The 20969-nt window shown below is 68.6% G+C and carries 14 protein-coding genes; 8 read left to right on the top strand and 6 right to left on the bottom strand.

Annotated features, from left to right (window positions below; genetic code table 11):
• Positions 1–43: 43 nt before the first annotated feature.
• From GGD82_RS19135 to GGD82_RS21500, 5 genes are all read right to left on the bottom strand, one after another.
• Positions 44–1306 carry a hypothetical protein gene (locus GGD82_RS19135; RefSeq protein WP_170284460.1) on the bottom strand — a complete coding sequence of 421 codons (1263 nt, stop codon included), beginning with the start codon at positions 1304–1306 and terminating at the stop codon, positions 44–46.
• Positions 1299–4013 (bottom strand): virulence factor SrfC family protein, encoded by a 2715-nt coding sequence (locus GGD82_RS19130; RefSeq protein WP_150063921.1) that lies wholly within the window; start codon positions 4011–4013, stop codon positions 1299–1301. Before GGD82_RS19130 ends, GGD82_RS19135 begins: the two co-directional genes overlap by 8 nt.
• 129 nt (positions 4014–4142) lie before the next feature.
• Positions 4143–7151: a virulence factor SrfB gene (locus tag GGD82_RS19125; protein ID WP_150063920.1), complete on the bottom strand. Its 3009-nt coding sequence runs from the start codon at positions 7149–7151 to the stop codon at positions 4143–4145.
• Positions 7152–7221: 70 nt separating this feature from the next.
• The gene (locus GGD82_RS19120) at positions 7222–8616 is read right to left on the bottom strand and encodes a DUF2135 domain-containing protein (protein WP_150063919.1); all 1395 of its coding nucleotides are present in this window, start codon (positions 8614–8616) and stop codon (positions 7222–7224) included.
• 102 nt (positions 8617–8718) lie between these two features.
• Positions 8719–9996, bottom strand: a complete 1278-nt coding sequence (locus tag GGD82_RS21500; RefSeq protein ID WP_150063918.1) for a trypsin-like peptidase domain-containing protein — start codon at positions 9994–9996, stop codon at positions 8719–8721.
• 887 nt (positions 9997–10883) lie between these two features.
• Here GGD82_RS21500 and GGD82_RS19110 point away from each other — a divergent pair.
• The 8 genes from GGD82_RS19110 (at position 10884) to GGD82_RS19075 (ending at position 19568) form a co-directional block, all read left to right on the top strand.
• Complete coding sequence (locus tag GGD82_RS19110; RefSeq protein WP_184013322.1) at positions 10884–12611, top strand: formylglycine-generating enzyme family protein; 1728 nt, start codon at positions 10884–10886, stop codon at positions 12609–12611.
• A 67-nt stretch (positions 12612–12678) separates the two neighbouring features.
• Positions 12679–13455 (top strand): hypothetical protein, encoded by a 777-nt coding sequence (locus GGD82_RS19105; RefSeq protein ID WP_150063916.1) that lies wholly within the window; start codon positions 12679–12681, stop codon positions 13453–13455.
• Between the two features lie 41 nt (positions 13456–13496).
• Entirely contained in the window at positions 13497–14033 is a 537-nt protein-coding gene (locus GGD82_RS19100) for a hypothetical protein (RefSeq protein ID WP_150063915.1), read from the top strand.
• 31 nt (positions 14034–14064) lie between these two features.
• Positions 14065–15309 (top strand): vWA domain-containing protein, encoded by a 1245-nt coding sequence (locus tag GGD82_RS19095; RefSeq protein WP_150063914.1) that lies wholly within the window; start codon positions 14065–14067, stop codon positions 15307–15309.
• 46 nt (positions 15310–15355) lie between these two features.
• Positions 15356–15637 carry a hypothetical protein gene (locus tag GGD82_RS19090; protein ID WP_150063913.1) on the top strand — a complete coding sequence of 94 codons (282 nt, stop codon included), beginning with the start codon at positions 15356–15358 and terminating at the stop codon, positions 15635–15637.
• Between the two features lie 145 nt (positions 15638–15782).
• On the top strand, positions 15783–16481 hold the full coding sequence (locus GGD82_RS19085; RefSeq protein ID WP_170284459.1) for a DUF484 family protein: 699 nt from the start codon (positions 15783–15785) through the stop codon (positions 16479–16481).
• A gap of 72 nt (positions 16482–16553) precedes the next feature.
• A complete protein-coding gene (locus GGD82_RS19080) occupies positions 16554–17588 on the top strand; it encodes a GGDEF domain-containing protein (RefSeq protein WP_150063911.1) in 1035 nt (344 codons plus the stop codon).
• A 60-nt stretch (positions 17589–17648) separates the two neighbouring features.
• Positions 17649–19568: an ABC-F family ATP-binding cassette domain-containing protein gene (locus tag GGD82_RS19075; RefSeq protein ID WP_150063910.1), complete on the top strand. Its 1920-nt coding sequence runs from the start codon at positions 17649–17651 to the stop codon at positions 19566–19568.
• A gap of 46 nt (positions 19569–19614) precedes the next feature.
• Here GGD82_RS19075 and GGD82_RS19070 read toward each other — a convergent pair whose 3' ends face one another.
• Complete coding sequence (locus GGD82_RS19070; protein WP_150063909.1) at positions 19615–20277, bottom strand: LysE family translocator; 663 nt, start codon at positions 20275–20277, stop codon at positions 19615–19617.
• Positions 20278–20969: the final 692 nt, after the last annotated feature.

The raw sequence follows: 20969 nt of genomic DNA, 5'->3' as shown, positions 1-20969 counted from the left end.
AATAGGGTATGGCGGTCACGCGGTCCCGGTTATTCGCGCCCGGTCACTCGATTCCGAGGGTCTCCAGAACCGTGCGGGCTTGCGTATCGCCCTGCGCGGCCTGCTGTCGCAGGTGGTTGAGCAATCGCGTGCGCGCCGCGTCCGCTTCCGTGTCCCCGGCGGCGGCCGCGTTCGAATAATAGCGTAGCGCGTTGAGCGGATCCGGTTCGGTGAACATGATCCGGTCGTCGTGCTCGACCAGCGGGTCGGCCAGTTCCGCCATATAGCGCAGGGCGTCGGCGTTGCCGTTGTCGGCCGCTTCCAGCAGGAGCAGGGCGATGGCGTCGTTGCAGCCGGCTTGCTCGGTCGCCAGCGCCTTGGCGTGCGTGACCCAGGTGTTGAAGGCCATGGGTTCGCTCTCGATGTACTCGCGGACATAGGCATAGGGCTCGGTGCAGGACACCGTCGCGGCCGGCTCCGGTTCGGGTTCCGGTTCGGGTTCCGGTTCGGGCTCCTGTTGGGGGTCTGGCTCCGGCGGGGGCTCGGGCTCCTCCGCGGCTGACGCGTCCGGTCCCGGCCCAAGGACGACGGGATTCGGGGGCTCCGGCGCGGGCGGCGTTGGTTCCCGCAGCACGAAGGTCAGGAGGGCCCAGACCGCGACCGCCGAGACCATCGCCAGCACGAGGCCGATCAGCAGCCAGAACAGCAGACCGCGCCCATGGTGCTCGTCCTCGTGCGGGGGGGCCGGGTGAAACACCCGCGTCGCGTCGTCGTCCGCCTCATCGGGGTGGGGGATATCCATGTCATGCGGGTCGTCCTCCCACATCTCTTGGGGCGGAGGCTCCAGTTCCGTTCGGTCCGACGGTTCCGGCTCCGGAGGCGGCGGTTCGGGCGCCGGAACCGGCGGCGGGGGGGCTGGCGGCGGGGGTGTCGGTCGGGGAGGGGGCGCTTTCGGCGCCGCCGGTCCGGACTCGTTCAACTGGCCGGGCGTCACGCTCGACGTCGGCAGGTCGGGCCAGAACACGTACTCGATCACCCCGACCGCCGGCACGGAGACTTCCACCGCGATGTCGTTGGGCACCACATCGACGATCTCCGGGCCGACGTGCAGGATCAGGTCCGGGCCGTCGACCACCGTTTTCCAGGCGACCAGATCGGTGGCGCCGCTGCGCCAGCCGTTGGGGGCGAGGCAGTTGTTTTCGTCCCGGTCCTTACGCTGGATGCGGAAGCGCGCGTTCTGGCCCGCTGCGCCCGCCCCGGGCACCAGGATGCGGGCGTAGCCGGGGCTGCCGACATCCTCGTCGATGGCGACGTCGATATCAGTCATGGGCCGCGTCCCTCACCGGGGCCGGGACCGCGCCGAGCGCCGCCAGAATCCCGCCGAGCGTCCGGTTGGAGGGGGTGTTGGCGTCGGTCCCGCCGCTGGCGTTCTCCTCGGTCAGGACCCGGATGGCCTCGATCCAGTCGAGGCAATAGTTCATGTCGTAGGGCAGCGGGTCCTCTCCCAGCCGCAGGGGGCCGCTGTCCGGCCGCTTGGGAAAGATCGGCCGCTCGCCGTCGCCCTCTGCGACGCGCGGGCGGCGGGCTTCCTCCCGACCGTCGAAGCCCAGGCTGCGCAGGTAGCCGTTGACCGCGTTGGCGGCGATGATGCCGGCGCCGGGCGCGGTCTGGTGCGAGTCGATGGACAGACGCATCCAGTCGCGCAGCGTCTCGGCCGCGCTGTCGGCGATGGCCAACCGTTCCGAGCCGATCAGCAGTTCGTTCACCAGGGTGTCGAACGCGGTCGGGTTGAACAGGAAGTACTGGCAGGCCTGCGCGTCCTGGGCGAAGTCGCGGATCTGGGCGGCCCAGGCCTGCAACACCGCGTCGACGAAGGCCGAGGCGGAGTCGTGCCCGTTGGTCGCGGCGGGCTTGCCGGCGTCCTCGCCGTCCGGCGCGCCGGTGCCGTGTCCGTCGCCATGTCCGTTGCCGTTGCCGGGGCTCGGCTTGACCCGGTCGCGCAGGTTCATGCCGAAGCCGCGCGGGCGGGGGGCCGGGGCGCTGGTTGGGGCGGCGGGCTGGTCCGGGGCGCGCGGGCGGCTGAAGCGAAACCGCATCTGCTTGAACACCCGCTCCATATCCTTGGCCTCGACCATCAGGCGGCGTTGCAGCACGCCGAAGCGCGTCGCCTCCATGCAGTCGATCAGGCAGGGGATCACGGTGTCCTCCAACTCCTGGCGGCGCTTGAGGCGCTCGGCCTCGCGGTCGCCGGAGACGTAGTAGGCCTTCAGGCGCTGGCCCATGCGCTCGCGAAGATCGGACAGCCGGCCCTCGATCTGGCGCAGCTTCAGCTCCGGCCGGCAGACGGGGCGCAGCCGCTCGGCCAGCAACCCGATCCCGCCGTCGTTGAGCTTCATGGCGGCGTCCCACTTCAACTCCGCCTCGCCGACGTAGGTCTGGACCTCGCCGTTCTGGATGTAGCCGGCCTTCAGCTTGGCGATGCGGTCCTGAGCGGTGGCGCGGATGCCGATCTCGTGGTCGCTCTCGTCGTAGTCCAGCAGGGCCTCGTCCTTGATGTTCGGATTGCGGACCCAGAAAATGTTCTGGAACGGCCTGTTCTTGCCGTCCCACTCGTAGGGCCAGGTGTCCTGCTTGCCGAAGAAGTGCAGGAACGAGGCCTCCAGCCGGGTCGTCCAGCGCGTCGACAGGTCGGTCTTGTCGCTGCCCTTCTTGTCGGCGAATTCCATGTCGAACTTGGTCAGCACCAGAAACAGCGCGGTGTCCTGCTTGGCGCGGTCCTCCGGGCGTTCGCCGTGGGTGGCCTCGATCCAGCTTTTGACCATGGCCGGCAGGGTTACGACCTCCTGGTTGGAGGGACCGACGCAGAGCAGCATGCTGGTCAGTTCCTGATCCGCACAGTACCGCTCGTACAGATAGGCGACCTTGCCGCGCAGGAAGAACACCCAGACCTTGCTGGAATCGGCCAGATAGCCGTGAATGTCGCGGATGCTCTCGCGGGCCCGCGCGCCGGGGAAGTCGAGCAGGTCGGTGTGCTCGAAGAAGTCCCAGGGCTGTTCGTCGATCTGGATGGCCAACTCGGCGATCAGCGCGGTGGCGTCGGCGCGCGACACCGTGGCCGACTGCCCGTTCAGGGACCGCAGGGTGACGGTGCCGGCGGCGTTCGGCTGGCCCAGGTCGTGCAGGGTATCGACGTTGATGATGCTCTGGTTGCGCGGTTGCAGGCCCTCCAGCCCGCAACAGGCTTCCGACGGAAAGCCCAACTGGGCGAGCGCCTTTTGCAGGCGGACATAGACGTCGGTGAAGGCGCTCAGGTCGTCCCACAGGATCGCGAACAGGGTGGCGCGGTCGGCGATTTCCAGATAGGGGGCGAGTTCGGCCGCGGCCTCCCAGTAGGAGACCCGCAACGCCTTGACGCGCTCCACCCCGCCAAAGGTGCGGTCGAAATACTCCTGCAGGTCGAAAACGTCGTCCTCGGTCAGGCGGTCAACCGGCGCGGTCTTCATGCGCCCCCGCAGGGTGTCCATCAGCGCCGAAATGACCTCGCCGTCCGGCGGGTCCACCGTGCTGTGGTCCACGTCGGCGAGGTAGCTGTTGCCGAGAATCTTGATGATGTCCGTCTCGGTCAGCAGGCGCAGACTGACCGGCGCGTCGGGCAGGGCGGGAACGGGCCGCACCGTGAAGCGGGTGACGAGGCCGGTGGCCTCCTTGCCGCCCTCCGGGTTGATGTCGGCGAGGTAGTCCATGCGCTTGCCGCCGAGCGTCGTGGTCAGCGGATTGGTGCCCTTCCGCGCCAGGGCCGAGATCAGGTAGCTCTTGCCGGCCTGGCTGGCGCCGAACACGCCGACGCACATCGGGCGTTCGATGGCCGTGCGCATCTTGCGCGCCGCCATGACGTGGCGGCGGAACGCCCGGTTGATCTGGACGGCGTCGTGGCGCACCAGCTCCCCATTGTCCTGAAACCAGTCCAGGGAATCGCGTCCGGCGGTCACGGTCGCGTCGCATGTCTCCAGCAGCTTGTTCGCCTCTACAGCCATTCGCTTGGTCCCGCCCTTCTATCCTGTGTCGGTCCTGCCCTGTGTGGGGTCGGCTGGCGCGTCATAGGCCGGCCCCCACCGTCTGCGGACCGTCTGGCCCCCATATCCCCCGGGTCCTGGTCCCGTCCCCTATGTCAGGCGCAGGATGCCGGTGTCCAGCCAATAGCCCTGTTCGGATTGTAGCGTCTGGAGCCGCAGGTGCACGCGGTTCGGGGGAACATCGTTGTCGTCCCGGTCCACGGCCTCTTCGATGCTGAAGATCTCTTTCTTTTCCTCGCTGTCCACATCGTCCTGGTCGATGTCCGAGCGTTCGATGACGCAGCGCCAGGGCGCCGGATAGCGCTGGAAGTCGCGCCGGTCCGAGGGGCCGAGCCGATACAGCAGCGTGGCCGGCCAGCGTTCGATGCCCAACTGGCGGAACCCGATCTCCATGGGGGCGAGCATCTCGAAGGTGTGCGACAGCGGCTTGGGGCTGGGGTCGTCCAGGTCGAGGTCGCTGAAGAACAGGCGATCGTTCTTGATGTAGCCGGACTGTTCCATTTCCCCGATGTAGCGGGCGGTGGATTTCAGCTCCAGCCGGTGCGACTCGATGCGGAAGCGGTGGATTTGCCCGCTGGCCAGCTCGCACAGGGCGGAGCCGACGACGGCGGTCGTTTTCGGATCCTCGATGCGGCCCAGGGCGTCGCGGAACGGGTACCAGCTTCCGGCGGCGTAATGGTGCATCGGCACCACGCGGTCCGCCGGCACCGCCGCCAGCGCGAACACCAGCTCCTGCACCGCCGGCAGGCGCGACGGGCGCCCGGACAGCAGCAGGATGTCGCAGTTCATCGCGTGCACGACCTCACCGAACAGCCGCAGCACGTCGCCGATCACCCCCCAGACGGTGTTGGTCAGCGCCTGCATGTCGACCACGAACGGCACCTCGCGGATCGACCAGGGGCGCCCCAGAATCTCGGACAGCGGTTCGTCGAGGTAGCGGAGCACGGCGTCGCTGGGGGCCGTCTCGCTTTCGGGCGGAAAGATCTCCTCCCACCGCACGGTCGTGGGCGGGGGATCGACGCCGAGCGCGACCTCCTCCGAGCGATGCATCAGGTGCAGGGCGATCGGGATCAGGCACTTGTTCACGAACTGTTTGCGCCGGTGGCGCTGCTGCTCCGACAGGCCGGCGCGGTCGCCGACGAAGGCTTCGGTCAGGATGGGCGTATCGTCGTGCACCCCGGCCGCGCGCAGGGCGGCGCCGATGGCATGCATCACCTGCTGTTCGACGACGGCCTGGAGGATGTCGTCCCCCGCCAGCCGAAAGCTCTCGCGGAACTCCTGGTGCGGGCGGATCGCGCGGCCCTGTTCGTGGGTGTAGGTGGTGACGATCAGGTCGGTGGTGCCGCCGCCGATGTCGATGCTGGCAACCCGCAGGCTTTCGCCGATGCGCGGCCGCTCGCGCCCCATCAGGCGGAAGAAGGCGCGCATGTCGCCCTGGAAGTTGTGCTTGATCTCGGTGAACAGGTAGACGAGCTGGGTCGCGCTGGCCTCGTCCCACTTCGGGTCGATTTCCGGGCGTGGGGGCAGGGGGGCGTCGTAAGCCTCCGCCTTCATCGTGGCCCAGACGAGGGCGACCGCTTCGCGGGCGCGCTCCCGCAGGATCTTCAGCTCCGGCAGCGGGGTCGCGGACGGCAGGCTCATGATGACGCGGGCGAGGTGGCGTGGCTCGTTGCGCCGCCGCCGCTCGGCGCGCACGGCGGGGGCGTTGATCTGGCTCAGCGCCTGCTGAAGGATTTCCACCAGCATCATCATGAACAGGGACGAGCGCGAGAACAGCGGTGTCATGGCCGGTCGCTGTTTGCGGCTCAGCGTCGCCAGCACGCCACCGGTGTCGGTGAGGTAGCGCATGAGGTTGCCGCCGACGACCGGCTCCAGCGTGCCGGTGTCGCTGGCGCGGCCGTTGAAGCGCCAGGGCATGCGGGCTTCCTGGGTGTCCCACAGGTACCGCTTGGGGCTCGACAGGCCGGTGGCGCCGTCGTTGCCCACCGAGGAGCCGGCGAGGCGCGCCGCCTCCGGCCCCACCCGCACGAGGCTGGCCCAGTTGAACGCGGTGCCCCGGCCGGCGTGCCGGTTGAGGTCGGAAAACCCGAACTCGGCGCGGCTGAACTCCACCCGGCTTTCGAACGGGTCGGAATAGACATGGCAGGGGTTGCCCAGGTCGCGCAACTCCAGCGCGTACGACTGCGATAAGTCTACCTCGTCGGTGCCCGGCTGGTCCTCGATCAGCACGCCGCAGGTGCGGCTGTTGCCGATGTCCAAGACCAGATCGACCGGAATGCTCGACCGGCTGGAGGACTCCGACATGGTGTCGAGCAGCTTCAGCGGCGGCGGCGAAAGAGCGGCGTGCAGTAGGTCGACGAAGGCGACGTACAGGGCGTACGCCTCCAGCCGGTGGCCGTCCTTCGGGCTTCGGCCCCGGCGTTGGGTCGTGCGGTACAGCCGATCGAGCCATTCCCGTATCCAGGGCAGGGCGCAGAACCACGACACCGTTTCGAAGGACTCGCCGAGCAGGAAATCGTCCTCGCGGTCGGAATCCTCCCGGGTCGGCGCCGAATAGCCCCGCCGCTGCGAGCGTTCCGCCAGCGTGGTGTCGACGGCCAGCACGACCCGGTGGGTGGTGCCGTCCGTCTCCGGCGTGTCCAGGGGCACGATCATGGCCCGCGCCCAGTTGGTGGGGCCGATGTCCAGGATCGGCCGGCCGCCCGGGCCCCGATCGCGCTGGCGCAGCATAGGGACCGGAATCCACTGGTGGGCGTAGTTTTCGAGGATCTTCTTGGGCGCGATCCGGTAGACCTCGTCCTCGGGTGGAACGTCCTTGGAGCCCGGCAGCACCAGCTCGCGCGTCTCCGGATCCTGTTCCAGCTTGAAGAGCTGGTACCACGCCTTCGGTCCGGACTCGTCGTCCGGCGTCTCCACGCCGGCCGCCACCGCGCCCTCCGGCGGCGCCTCGGCCGATTCCCGCTCCCAGAAGCTGGCCGTCGACCGCACCGTCTCCGCGTTGAACCCGAAATCAATGAACTGGATTCCGCTGTAGGGCACCAGAGTGATGACCTGTGCGTCCACGGCGATGTCGGCGGTAAGAGTGAGCGGCTTCAGCATGTCGGGCTTCCGATGGACTCTGGTCTTGCGCGGGGTCGCGCCGCTGCCGCGTGGCACGCCGACGACGGCGTTACGGCAGCGTGAACTCCGCGATGGTCAGCGGCCGGTGCGGTGGTCGCGACACGCCTTCGATCACCCGCCGCTCGCCCGTGATGACCAGACGGACGCGGAAGGGAATCGGCCGGTTGGCGCTCTCGCGCGTCTTGTAGACGTCGACCACAACCTGATATTGGCCCGGCGGCGGCGGCCCCTGGAACACGATGTTTTCCACCGCATCGCGCACCAGATTACGGTCGCTTTCGTTGACGTCGACGTCCAGCACGGCGTTGCAGCGCGACGGATTCTGATAGCTGATGAGCTGGCCGTCGGGACAGCGCAGCTTCAGGTCCAGGTCGTCGGTGCTGTCCCACATCAGGGTGATCTGGGTTTCGTCCGACTGGCCGCCCTGTTCTTCGACCCGGCGGTCGAACTCCTCGTCGTCCTCGTCCGGGGGCTGCGTGTCCGGCACGACCTCGGCTGGTTCCGGTTCCGGCTCCGATTCCGGTGCGACGGAGGGCACAGGCTCCGGCACCGGTTCGGGCAGGGCGGCGACCTCGGCGTCGCACTGACCGGCGCGCTCCTGTATGGCGAGTTCCAGCCGCCGGATGGTGTCTTCCAGGCTGCGCCCGTGCTGGGATTCGGCGACCAGTGCCGAACGGTCGGGGTCGGCCGCGACCGGGATCGGGCAGCGCCCGACCAGCATGGGGCCGAGGGCGCGCGGCGGCAGGCCGACGCCGCAGGCGCTGAGCAGCGAGATGAGGATGGCCGCCAGCAACAAGGCCAGCAGCACCCACAACAGCAGCAGGGGCCAGAACGACGTGCGCCGCTCCGGCTCCAGCGCCGCGACACCGCCCCCGACCGGGGTGATGGGCGAGGGCGGCGGCGCGGGGGCCGTCGGCGCGACCTGTGGCGGTGGCTGCGGCGGTGGCGGCGGGGGGGCCGCGGTACGTTGCGGGGGGTCCAGCGAGCCGATCACGCCGCGTGGCGGATCATCCCCGGCGCGCAGGTGGCCCCAGCCGACCAGCACCGGACGGTCGCCGACAATGTAGATCGCCCCGGTGTCCGGCACCTCGATGGCGGCCGACAGCATGCGGGCCAGCAACTGGTCGCCCCGGGCGCCGCTGGCCGACAGGCGGTCGGTTTCGGCCCGGATGTCGGCCAGAAGGGTCTGGAGGCGCTGGTAGGCGGCCTCCTGCCGCTCCGGCGGCGCGGCGTCGTAGCGCATCGCCTCGCCGGGCAGGTCGGTGTACCAGGTGCTGTTGCCCGTCGTCGGGTCGAGCGCCCCGTCCGCGAGCAGCGCGGCGTGGTCCTCGGACAACATGTCGCGGAGGTAACCGACGATTTCCTCACGCGAATCGGTGACGCGCCGCCCGCTTGGCGCCATCGGCTGGAGCGTTTCGTGCGAGAGAGTGGCGAGGGGACGCATACCGTACTCGGGCTCCGTGCCGGTTCGCCCGCCGGTCGCGCGGCCGTCTGGTCGCGGCGCGCGGGGTCGGGGGCGAGGGTTGCGGACAAGACGTCTCGGCGTCTACTCCGTCCGTTGTTGCCGCGCGCTTGCGGGCGGGGAGGCGGCGGGCGGGGAGGCTGCCGCCGGCGGCGCGGCCTCGGCGGGCGCGGCCGGGGCGTCCGGCGCCGGCGTCCCGGCGGGCGGGGCCGCAGGTGGCGTCGCGACGGGGGGCGCCATGGCCGTCTGGGCCGGGGTGCAGCGGGAGTTGGCCCAGGTGGCCTGGATGCCCTTCTGCTCAAGGAAGGCCTTCACCATGCGGGCCGACAGCGCGTATGCCATGGTCTGCATGTTCTGCGGCATGAAGGTGTTGATGCCGACCACGCGACCGCAGAAGTCCACCAGCGGCCCGCCGCTGTTGCCCTGGGAAATGGCGGCCGTGTGGCCGACGATCGGGTTCGTGTCGGCGTTCTGGATGACCGTGACCATACCCTGGGTCACCACCAATTCCGGCGTTGCGCTCGCGTCGCCCCGAATCAGGCGCTGGTACTGTTCATCCAATTGGACGATGGCGCCCGGGTAGCCGGCCGACACGACGTTGTCCAGGCGGGAAACGGCGGTGTTGATGGGCAGCGGGGTCAGATTGGCGACCTCTTGCGCCTCCAGCACGGCCAGATCCGGCTCGCCGAAGTTCGTGTTCGGCGACACCGCCACCAGACGCGCCGGCGCCAGATGGCCCAGCGCGCGGCTGGTGACGAACAGCTTGGCCTCGGGGACGTCCAGCGTGTTCTCGATGACGTGCCGATTGGTCAGGATTTGCGAGCCATTGATGGCTACGCCGGAGCCGGTGCTGGCCGACTCTCCGTCGATGGCGATCACCATGACGGTGGAGGAATCAAGAAGGTCCGGCAGCGCGACGTGCGCCGCTTGTGGCGCGGTCTGAGGCGCGCCCGTTTCCGGTTCGGTCGGTGCGGTTGCGTCCGCCGAGGCGTCCGGGCCGCCCCGCTCCGGTGGTGTCACCACGCTGGTTTCCGGCAGCGGCGGGAGGAGGGTTTCCGGTGGCACGGTGGAGGGCAGGCCGTCCGGCAGGCCCGGCATGGGCGGCAGCCCGCCCTCGGGCAGCACGAAGCCCTCCGGGGCGCGACACTGCGCCGTTTCGAGCACCCGGCGGAGAACCGCCACCCGCTCTTCGAGGGCTTGATTGGTGGCCCGCTGGGCGTCCAGGGCTTGCGCGTCCGAGGGGCCGCCCTGCACGACCGGGGTTTCCGGGTAGCGCAGCACGCCCGGCAGCAGCAGGAAGGCCAGGATCACCATCGCCAGGATGCAGGCGACCAGCACCGGGAACCACGGCCGCGTCCACACGGATCCGCGGTCCGGCGCCGGTGTGGGAGGCGGGGTTGGGCCCGCGCCGCCGTTGCCCGCGCCCCCGCCGGAACCGGCGCCCGACCCTCCCGTGGGGGGCGCGCCCGCCGCAGGTCCGCCCGGCGCGGCATCCCCGGGGCGGGGGCCGTCGGCTCCATTCTGATCCGTCGACGGTGTTTCAGACACGGCGTTCCTCCCCCGGACAACCCGATCCTGCGGTCGCACGCGGACGGTCTGTCGTCTGCGACGAAACATCCATCCGTCCGGCCCGCAAAACACGCGGTCCCGACGGCGATGGTCTTGCCACCCCACGATACCCGAGTGATCCTAACGAACTCGCCGCTGTTTGAAATCCGTTTTTTCGTGCGCGATCCTGTGCTTTTGGAAGCCGACACAAAATCTTCAAGGCCGCGCGGGCGGTGTGTGTCATTCCATTTCGGCCGCGTCCAAGTGCTGGATCGAGATCTCTCCAGGATAGGGCGGCGGTATTGGGGCGGTCGCAAACGAGCCCATGGGTTCGGCGGCCTGGAGGTGTCGTGATGGCCGAATGTCCAGCCTGCGGGATCAGGATTTTTTCGGGTACGGTGCGGCGGCGATGCGGTCGGTGGGGCGACGGGTTACGAGGCGCGGGGTTCCGGAGGGTCACGGGTCCCGTCAGAGTGTCCGGGGTGTGGTGTGGGGCGCCGTCGCGGGCGGTCCTCACGGTGGTTCGGGTCGGGTCCGTGTCCGGGAAAAAGGGGGGGCTTGATGGTTGATCGCAACGGCGCAAACGCAGTGCAGGTGCTTGACGCTACTCGCCGAAAAGTGTTTCCTATCAACACACTCAGGCCGAGCTCGGGGACTCAGCGATGATGCCGTTTGCGTTGCGCCCGTGGTGGGCACGGGCCATGTTCCGCGGACTGACCCCGGGATCCCGGACCGCAGAAGACCGGTCCCGAGTCCGGTGCCGAACCCGCCCGCGTCGACGCGCCCTGGCGGCTTTGGCGGCGGGGCTTTCGGCGGGGCTGTGGGCGATCGGGGCCGGATCGGGGCCGGCCTGGGCGGAGTGGGATGCCATCGCACACGATCCGGCGCCAACCACGGTCGGGCGTCCCCTGCATCTGCCGATGCCCTGCGGCGGACGCCTCACGTTGCTGCGCGTGGACACCAGCTCGCTCCGCGGGGATGCGGAAGACGCGCCGAACTGGCTGGCCGACAAGAAGATCAAGCTGGGATTCGCGGGGGCCGACGTCCAGGCGGTGGACTCGCTTCAAACGCGCTACATCCAGGGCGCCTTCGCCGATATCGAACAAAACGCGCGCTACTACTACATCGGCAAGTACGAAGTCACTCGTGCCCAGTACGCCGCCGTCATGACCGACACCTGCCCCGATCCCGACGATCTCGAGTCCTCGTATCCGGTCACGGATATCACATGGTACGACGCCGTCGACTTCACGCGGCGCTATACGGCGTGGCTGTACGGCAACGCGGCGGCGGCGTTGCCGCGCGCCATCCAGTCCGCCGAAGGCGCGGCCGACACCCCGCCGCAGTCGTTCGTGCGTCTGCCGACGGAAGAGGAATGGGAGTTCGCGGCGCGCGGGGGCCTACGGGTCTCCGCGGATGAGTTCCGCGACAAGGTCTACCCGATCGCCGGCGGCGAGGCCTTGTCCGATCACGCCTGGTACAATGGCCCCGAATCCTCGCGCGGCGAGCTTCAGGTGATCGGCCTGCTGAACGCGAACCCGCTCGGGCTGCACGATGTGCTCGGCAACGCCGAGGAGTTCGTGCTGGAGCCCTTCCGCCTGACGGAGCCGCACCGCCTGCACGGTCAGGCGGGCGGGTTCGTGACCAAGGGCGGGAGCTTCCGCACGCCGCAGGGCGACATCCGGACCAGCCGGCGCGACGAGTACGGCTACTTCGATCCCTTGGCGGTAGAGACTGGCGATCCGGCGCGCCGCCGCGATACCTTCGGGTTCCGCGTGGTCCTGTCCGCGCCGGTGCAGGTGGACTACCAGCGCATCGATGAACTGAACGAGTCCTACGAGGCGGCGACCGCCGCGCTGTCCCTGACCCCGGGCGAGACCGATCCGCTGGTGGTGTTGCAGGCGCTGGCCGACCGAGCCGAGGTGCCCGCCACCGAGCAGACGATCAACACCGCCGTCGGCCAGCTTCTGGAGGAGCGCGGCGCGCAGGTCGAACTGGAGGGGCAGGCCCTGCGCGCGTTCTTCCTGTCGGGGGCGGTGGCCGGGCAGATGCTGGAGCGTGTCGACGAACGCTACGCGCATACCGAGGCGGCCCTGAAAACGGCCTGCGACTTCTGCCGGGAAAGCGGGTCCGAGGCTGGGTGTCGCCGCTGCAACATCACCTATCCGGCGGCGCTCGACGGCGTCGGGCGGGATGTTGATGCGGCCCAAAACCTCTATATGACCAACCTGATGGTGGTGGGCGACGAATTCCCGGTGGACCGGTGGGGCACGGCCGGCACCGATACCCTGACCCAGATCGAGGCCGGTCCGACCCCGGGGCTGCGCCCGTTCGCCGACCTGTTCATGACCCACGTCCAAGCTTATCAGAGGCAGGGCGATCTTGATCTTCAGGCGATCACCGAAGACGTGCGCGCGCTGCGAGAGTAGACGGAGCCGTGCGCGTGTCGCACCCTTGCTGCCAGAACGCTGCATTTTCCAGGATGGAGGACTTCGTATGACCGCTTTTGCCCCTTCCCACGCCCGGTCCGCCCGGATGCCCTTGGTGGCGCGCCGTGGGCGCCGCGCGCGCGCCGTGACGGTCGCGTTGGTCGCGGCCCTATCGTTGACCGCCTGTCAGACCACCGGAAGCGGGTCCGGCGGTCCGACGCCCGCCAGTTCACAGACGGCGGCGCCGGATTCGCCGCAGGCCCAGCTTGCGGAACGCAATGCGCGCTACAACCAGATTCTGGCCGAAGGCTGTGTGGTGGGTGCGGGCCTGGGCGCTGTGATGGGGCTGGTCCTCGGCGGGGACGCCGAGTCGGCGGCCATCGGGGCGGGTGTCGGCGCGGGCGCCGGGTGTCTGGCCGGCTACGGCTTGGCTGAGCAGAACCTGACCCGGTCCGAGAAGGAAGAGGTGCTCACCGACCGGATCGAGGTCGCGAATGAGTCCGTCGCGGCCTACGAGAAGGAACTGAGCCTCACCAACCAGATCGTGACCAAGGAAAAGGCCGAGATCAAACGGCTGCGCTCTCGGATCGCGCGTGGGCAGGCGTCGAGCGCCGACACCACCCGCCAGATCGCCCAGACGAACGAGAGTATCTCGATCATCGAGGAAAGCCTGAACAACAACCGCGACCGCCTCGCAAACATGGTCAAGGACCGTCAGGCCATGGGGAAGGCGGGCGTGTCCACCGCTGAAATGCGCCAGAAGGAAACCCGCATGCGCGAGCTGCTGCAGCGCCAGGAGGCAGCGCTGCGCGACCTGATCAACGAACGCGACGCGCTCGTTTAAGTCCCCATGCGAGGGAATCGACAGGGAAGGATGCTGCTGCGATGACAGTGGAGTCGTTCAAATATCCGCGGCGCGCGATGGGGCGTGCCGTTTTCGCGGCCGCCGCCGCGAGCGCCGTTGTGGCGCTGGCCGGGTGTGTGTCAACGTCCGACTGCGACCCGAACCAGGCCAATTTCTTCAGCGCGGCGGCCTGCGAGGGGACCGGTGTCGCCCAGGACCGCGAGGACATGACCGAGCAGCAGGCCCGGCGGGCGGAGGCACGAGTGGCCGCGTTGCGCGAGGACCTCAGTCGGGCGCGCGCCGATCTGCGCCTGCGCCAGCAGGAACGCCGCAGTCTGGAGCAGCGGGCCAGTGATCTGGACCGCGAGGTTCTGCGTCTGCGCGGCCTGCTGGCCCGCGCCGAGCAGGTGGAGGGCGTCAACCAGAGCCGCTTGAATGACCTCCAGACGCGCCTGGACACGCTCCAGGCGTCGACCGCCGCCACATCGTCGCCGTCGACCCGCGAGATCGAACGCAGCGAGGCCGAGGCGGAGGCCATCCTGGCGGAGACGGATGCCTTGCTCGGTCTGACATCCTGATCCTCGCTCCCGTTCCGGAGGTTGACGCGCCATGACTGGGTCCCGCCCGCGATCATCCGTCGTTCCCAGTGTGATGACGTGGGGCGCGTTCGCCGTGGTCGTCGGTGTCATGGCCTGGGTCATGCTGGCCGCCTGCGACATCTCGGTCGGCGGGCGGCCGGTGTTCCGCTTCTGCGAGGCGCCCGAGGATGTTGCCGCCACCGACGCGGCGGCGCGGCTCGACGCGGAGCAGGCGCGGACGGCGCAACTGAACCGGGGTGTCGCTGCGCTGGAGCGGCAACTGGCGGCAGTGGAACCCTGCGCGCGTCCGGAACCGCCCCCCGCGCCGCCCCCCGAGCCGGTGGTGGAGCCTCCCCCGGAGGAACCGCAGCCGGAGCCGGTGCCCGAGGTCGAGCCGGAACCCGAAGAGCCGGAAGCCGCGGTGGAGCCTCCACCGATGCCGCCCCCCCCGCCGCGTCCGCCGGCGCCCGAACGGGCCCCGCAGCCCGAGCCGGAGCCCGATCCCAACGCGGTGACGCAGCTTGAGGCGCCGCCGGAATGCCCGGTCCAGACCCCGGCGGAGCTGCTGCTGGTCATGGATACGTCGGGAAGCATGCTCTACAAATTCAACGCCGAACCGGGCTTGGAGCAGCGGCTGATCGATCTCGCCGCGCAGGCCAACCGCATGCAGGCCAGCGCGAACAATCCCATCGCCGCGATCGCCATCATGGCGCGGCTGGCCCAGTTGAAGGAGGAGTTCGACCGCGTCGAGCGCCAGTTGAGGTCCGGGCCGGGGCCCGACCGCATCTCGGTGGCGAAGGAAGCCTCGGTGCGGCTGATCGACGCGCTGCCCCCCGTGGTCGACCTGCGGCTGGTAACCTTCCAGGGGTGTGAAAACCTGGGCGGCTGGGGGCCGTTCTCCGCCGGTCAGCGGCCGGAGTTGAAGCTGCGGATCCAGGGCATCCAGCCCCATGGGGGGACGCCGCTCGCCCATGCGCTGGACGCCCTGCCGCGCTCCACCACCAACGGCCGCACCGGGGCCACGCCGGTCAACGTCGTGGTCATCTCCGACGGCCAGGACAGTTGCGACGGGGATCCCTGCGCGGCGGCGCGGCGGTTGAAGCAGCAGATGCCGTTCGCGGTGGTCAGCGTGGTGGCCGCCAGCCGGACCATCGGCTCCCTGCGCTGCATTGCCGATCAGACCAAGGGCCTGTTCCTGGAGGCCCGATCCGTCAACGAGCTGGAGGTGGCGATTCAGCAGGCCTCCGGTCAGGAGCGGCCCGCGCAATGTCGCTGATTCCGATTCAATGGCCGCATGTGTCGGTCGGCCCTGAGGTTGGCCGATGACCGACGATCGCCCGTTCCGCCCCTCACGGCTTCCGGGGGTGTTGGCCTGGGCCGCGTTCGTCGGTCTTGTCGGGATGACGGCGTGGGTGCTGTTGGCGGCCTGCGACGTTACCGTCGGTGGGCGGCCGCTGTTCCAATTCTGCACGGTGCGCGCCGGGGCGCCGATGTCAGGGGACGCCGGCGAGCTTGCCGCGGAACAGGCGCGCACCCAGCGCCTGATCCGGGAGGCCACGGTGTTGGAACGCCGGGTCGCGGCGGTCCCGCCCTGCGCGCCGTAGCGCGATCGGAACGCCGGGTGTGCCGTTGCTTGCTTGACGGGTCCCGGCGAACGCCGGAAGCTGGCCGCCCGGATCCGCGGTCGCCTCGGCGCGCTTCTCCGGTCCCACCCCTTCACGTCTGCCCTTGTTCCCGCCGGAGTCCATCGTGACCGACACGCCGCTGACCGACGAGGCCGTCCGAGCCTATCTTACGGAAAACCCCGGATTTCTGGATCGCTGTCCGGAAGCGATGCTGACCCTGGCCATGCCGGAGTCGCCGCACGGCGACGGCGTCGTGGATATCCGCGATTTCGCCATTCGACGCTTGCAGGAGGAACTGCGCGACCTGCGCGACGGCACCGACAGCCTGATTCAAACCACGCGCATCAACATGTCGCTGCTGAAGCGCACCCATCAGGCGGTTCTGACCGTGCTGCAAGGCGATGAGCGCGGCTGTCTGGGCGAAACCGTGGCGGACGACCTGCCCCTGTTGCTGGATGTTGACGTCGCGGCGCTCCGGTTCGAGAACGACGGGACCTTGCCGCCGCGTTCGGCGCCGCTGGCGACCCTGTCCGCCGGGGCCGTGGATCGGGTCGCGCCGCGCAGCCGGCCCATCGCCCTGCGCCCGCAGGCCACCGGGGACGAGCGGATCTTCGGGGGCGGCGCCGGGCTGGTGGTCAGCGACGCCCTGGCCCGGCTGGAGCCTGGCAATGGGCATCCGCCCGGTCTGCTGGCGCTGGGGTCGCGGCGCCCGGGCGCGTTTGACGAGGATCAGGCCAGCGACCTTCTGTCGTTCGTGGCCCGTATTGTCGAGCATTGTGTGCGACAGTGGACCTTCGGGGATCGACCGAATACTCTGGGTTGATGGAGGTCGCCACGGACGGGGGGCAGACGTGGCGACGCTGGGCCGGGGAGGGCGTCAGTCGGGGGCGACGGGATGCAGGCGGTATCGGACTTCCGAACCCGAACGCTGATGCTGCTCGGCATCTCCTCGGTGCCGATTCTGTTTGGGTTCTGTTTATACGATCTGTTCGTCGGCAACGTGGTGTTCAGCGCGCTGATCGCGGTCGTCGCGGCCGTCATTGCCGCCAACACGCTGCACCTCTACCGGACCACACGCGCGCTGGTGCCGTTCACCGTCATCAATCTGACGGCGTTGGGCGCGCTGGAGTGGGGGATCCTGACGCTTGGGCTGGAGGTGACGCTCTGGGCCTACCCCCTGGCGATCGTGAACTCGTTCGTTTCGGAACGGCGCCCGGCCCGGATTCTGATGGCGGTGGGGATCGGGGTGTTGCTGCCCACCGTGGCCCTGGTCTTGCCCCCGGAAGCCGCCGTTCGGTTCGCCGCGACGTACCTGATGGTTTGCCTGTTTTCGGATATGGCGGTCAGCAGCCTGGAGCGGCTTCAGGACCGGCTGAACGACTTGGCGATTCGCGACCCGCTCACCGGGGCGTTCAATCGACGATGCCTGGACCTGCGCCTTGACGACGCGATCGAACAGCATCGGCGCGGGCTCGGTGCTTTCAGCTTGATTGCGTTGGACGTCGATCACTTCAAGCAGATCAACGACGGCTTCGGGCACGATGCGGGCGACCAGGTGCTCGTCCGGCTTGTCGAGACCGTTCAGGAGCGGTTGCGGGCCGTGGACGCGCTGTTCCGGATGGGGGGCGAGGAGTTCGTCATCCTGTGCCGGGGGACGGCCGGGCGGCAGGCGCACGGACTGGCCGAAGCGGTGCGGTGCGAGATCCTGGCGGCGGACCTTCTGCCGGATCGCGCCGTGACCGTCAGCCTCGGGGTCGTCGAGTACGACGACACCAAGGGAAAGCATGACTGCCTGCGCCGGGCCGACCAGAACCTGTATCGGGCGAAGCAATGCGGCCGCAATCGGGTGTGGCCGCCCGAGCCGGACGATCTCGGTCCGGCGCCGGATCCGGGCGGCGGCGACGCCGGGATGACCGAAGGGGCATCGTGAACCTGTGGCGTTGGGCTGCCCCTGTCGCGAACCGCGCGGGCGTGGTATCACCCGGCCGTCATGCTTCAGATCAACGCCCTGACATACCGCATCGGCGGGCGCCTGCTGTTCGACGGCGCCAGTGTCGCGCTGCCCGCCGGGGCGCGCGTGGGACTGGTGGGCCGCAACGGCACCGGTAAATCCACCCTTCTGCGCCTGATCCTGGGCGAGATCGCTCCCGATTCCGGGGCCATCGTCGTGCACCCGCGTGCCCGCGTCGGGCGGCTGGCGCAGGAAGCCCCGGACGGACCGGACTCCCTGATCGACTGCGTGCTGGCGGCCGACACCGAGCGGGCGGCGCTGCTGGCCGAACTGGAGCACACCACCGACGGCCACCGCATCGGCGCCATTCACGAGCGCCTGACCGCGATCGAGGCCCACACGGCGGAGGCGCGGGCGGCCCGCATCCTCTCCGGCCTCGGCTTCCCGGCCGACCACCACGGCCGGGCGGTGCGGGACTACTCCGGTGGTTGGCGCATGCGCGTGGCGCTGGCGGCGGTGCTGTTCGCGCGGCCCGACCTGCTGCTGCTGGACGAGCCGACCAACCACCTGGATCTGGAGGCGACGCTGTGGCTGGAGGGGCATCTGGCGTCCTATCCCGGGACGGTGCTCATCATCAGCCATGACCGCGCCCTGCTGAACCGGGCGGTCAACCGCATCTGGCATCTGGAGGGGCTGAAGCTCACCAGCTACGGCGGCGACTACGACACCTTCGAGAAGACGCGCCGGGAGCAGATGGACCTCCAGGCCCGCGCCTACGAGAAGCAGCAGGCCCAGCGCCAGAAGATCCAGGCGTTCGTCGACCGCTTCCGCGCCAAGGCGACCAAGGCCCGGCAGGCGCAAAGCCGCATCAAGCTGCTGGAAAAAATGGAGATGGTGGCGCCCGTGATCGAGGATCACGCCATCAGCTTCGATTTCCCGTCGCCGCGTCCGCTGGCGCCGCCGCTGGTGTCGATCACCAACGGGGTCGCGGGTTATGGCGATACGGCGGTGTTGCGGCGGCTGAACCTGCGCCTGGACATGGACGACCGGGTCGCCCTGCTGGGCGCCAACGGCAACGGCAAGTCCACCCTGGCCAAGGTGCTGGCCGGGCGCCTGGACCTGATGGGGGGGGATATGAGCGCCTCCTCCAAGCTGTCGGTCGGCTACTTCGCCCAGCATCAGCTTGAGGAACTGGTCCCCGGCCAGACGCCGCTGTGGCACCTGCGCCGCCTGATGCCGGAGGCCAACGACACCAAGGTGCGCGCCCACCTGGGCCGGTTCGACTTCACCGCCCAGCACGTCGACACCCCGGTCGGCAACCTGTCGGGCGGGGAGAAGGCGCGCCTGCTGATCGCGCTGATGAGCCGCGAGGCGCCGCACCTGATGATCCTGGACGAGCCGACCAACCACCTGGACATCGACACGCGCGAGGCCCTGGTGGCGGCGTTGAATGCGTTCGAGGGCGCGGTGGTGCTCATCACCCACGACCCGCACCTGGTGGAGCTGGCGGCGGACCGGCTGTGGCTGGTGGACTGCGGCACGGTGGCGGCGTTCGACGGCGATATGGGCGATTACCGCCGGCTGCTGCTGGAGCGGGCGCGCGAGGACCGGCGCGAGGCGCGCGCGGAAAGCGAGGCCGCGAAGGGCGGCACGGGCGGGGCCTCCGCCCGCGACCGCAAGGACGAACGCCGCGCGGCCGCCGAACTGCGCCAGCGCACGGCGCCGCTGCGCAAGGCCATTCAGGCGGCGGAACAGGAGATCGAGCGGCTCACCGCGGAGAAAAGCCGCCTTGAGGCGCGTCTGGCCGATCCCAAGCTGTACGATGGTCCGGCGGATCGGCTGACCGCGCTTCAGAAGGAGCTGGGGACGGTCGGCAAGACGCTGGAGGCCGCCGAAACCCGCTGGATGGAAGCCCAGGAGGCCCTGGAAATCGCCGAGGCGGAGGCCGTGGCGGGGTGACCGCTGCTGTCTCCCGCTCGGGCGACGGTCTGGCGTCGAGGTGCGGTCAGGGGGGCCACAGGCCGCCCCAGTCCAGGGTGGTGAGGGCCTTGAGCAGATAGAGCGCGGCCAGACTCACCAACACCGCTCCAAGAAACGGAATGACACGCCCGAAGGCGTTTTTTCCTTTAAGGGCTGCGCCTGAGTATTGGCCAGCCATGCTGTACATAGCAAAACATGTCAATGCAATGGTTCCGATAGGAATAAAGATATACATTATATGAGAAGCGGAAATATATGTGTAGCCTCCCACAAAGCTGGGGTACAGGGCGACAAAAAACATGATCGCCTTTGGGTTAAAAAAAGCAATAATGAAACCATCGGCAAACCGCAGCCATGGCGACCGGCCCAGTAGTTTTGCGTCGACGTGGTCCAACCCGTCTTTCGAGCTGCTCCTTAGGAACGCGACCCCAATATAGGCGATGAACATGGCCCCCACGATCTGAAGGAGCGTCAAGACATCCGGGCCAAGGGTCATCAGGGATTGGAACGCCGCATAGGCCAACAGCGCCTGTGTCAATGAGGCGACCATGTTGCCCAGAGCGGCCGGCACGGCCCCGAGGGTGCCGCGCATCATGCCTTCCGAAAAGGCCAGGATCATGCTTGGGCCTGGCACGATTGAGACGGAGAAAATAGTGAGGCAATATAGGAATAGCAGATCCTGCTCCATGACATGCCTCGTTACAGTGTGATAGTATCTGCCGATGAAAAGATTTTTTTTGAAGTATTTTTCGGCCAAGCTCGTATCTCTCGGCCGCGTGTTCGTCAACGGCGGCTTGCGCGTCCGGCTTTTTCAGGACGGTGCGTCCTGACGGGGAGCGGCTGCCATGCGATTGGCGAGGTCTGCCTCGGATATGGGCTGATCCTGAGGCCCCATCCAGTAATCTATGGTATTCCTCGCCATATGCCTGAACCGAGTGTTCAGGAGAAAATCAGATTCCGAGGTCAAAGCGTCCATGGCGGTCCCCCTCCTGCTTGACGCACTATGAGGGTGAATCGCAGTATTTGCGATCAAAGAGGGGTATCAAGCAGAAAAAAAGGCCTTTTTTTGCAGGGTGTTAGTGCTGCATATGTTGTGCGTGTGCATCCAAGAGGTGTTTTCTTTCGGCTTTGCGAGTCGTGCGGCTCGCTTGTGCGTCGCGACGCGCGACCCGAAAATATAAGAATGGAGGTATCCCGACGCGCCGGTCCGGCTTCCCTTAAGGGCGGAGGCGGTGGTGATGGAGGGCGTCCCGTCTATCTCCTCCCCCCGTTTCGGGGGGAGGCCGGGAGGGGGGTCCAATCCGGATACATAGGTAACAGAACAGACCGGAGACATGGGTAACAGGTCGTCAAGATGGTCGCGGAGGTGCGGCCATGGTT

Source organism: Roseospira marina (assembly GCF_014197855.1).
In the GTDB taxonomy this organism is placed as follows: domain Bacteria; phylum Pseudomonadota; class Alphaproteobacteria; order Rhodospirillales; family Rhodospirillaceae; genus Rhodospira; species Rhodospira marina.
Note: the sequence above shows the minus strand (reverse complement) of the source record. Positions and strands in the feature narration are given on the sequence as shown.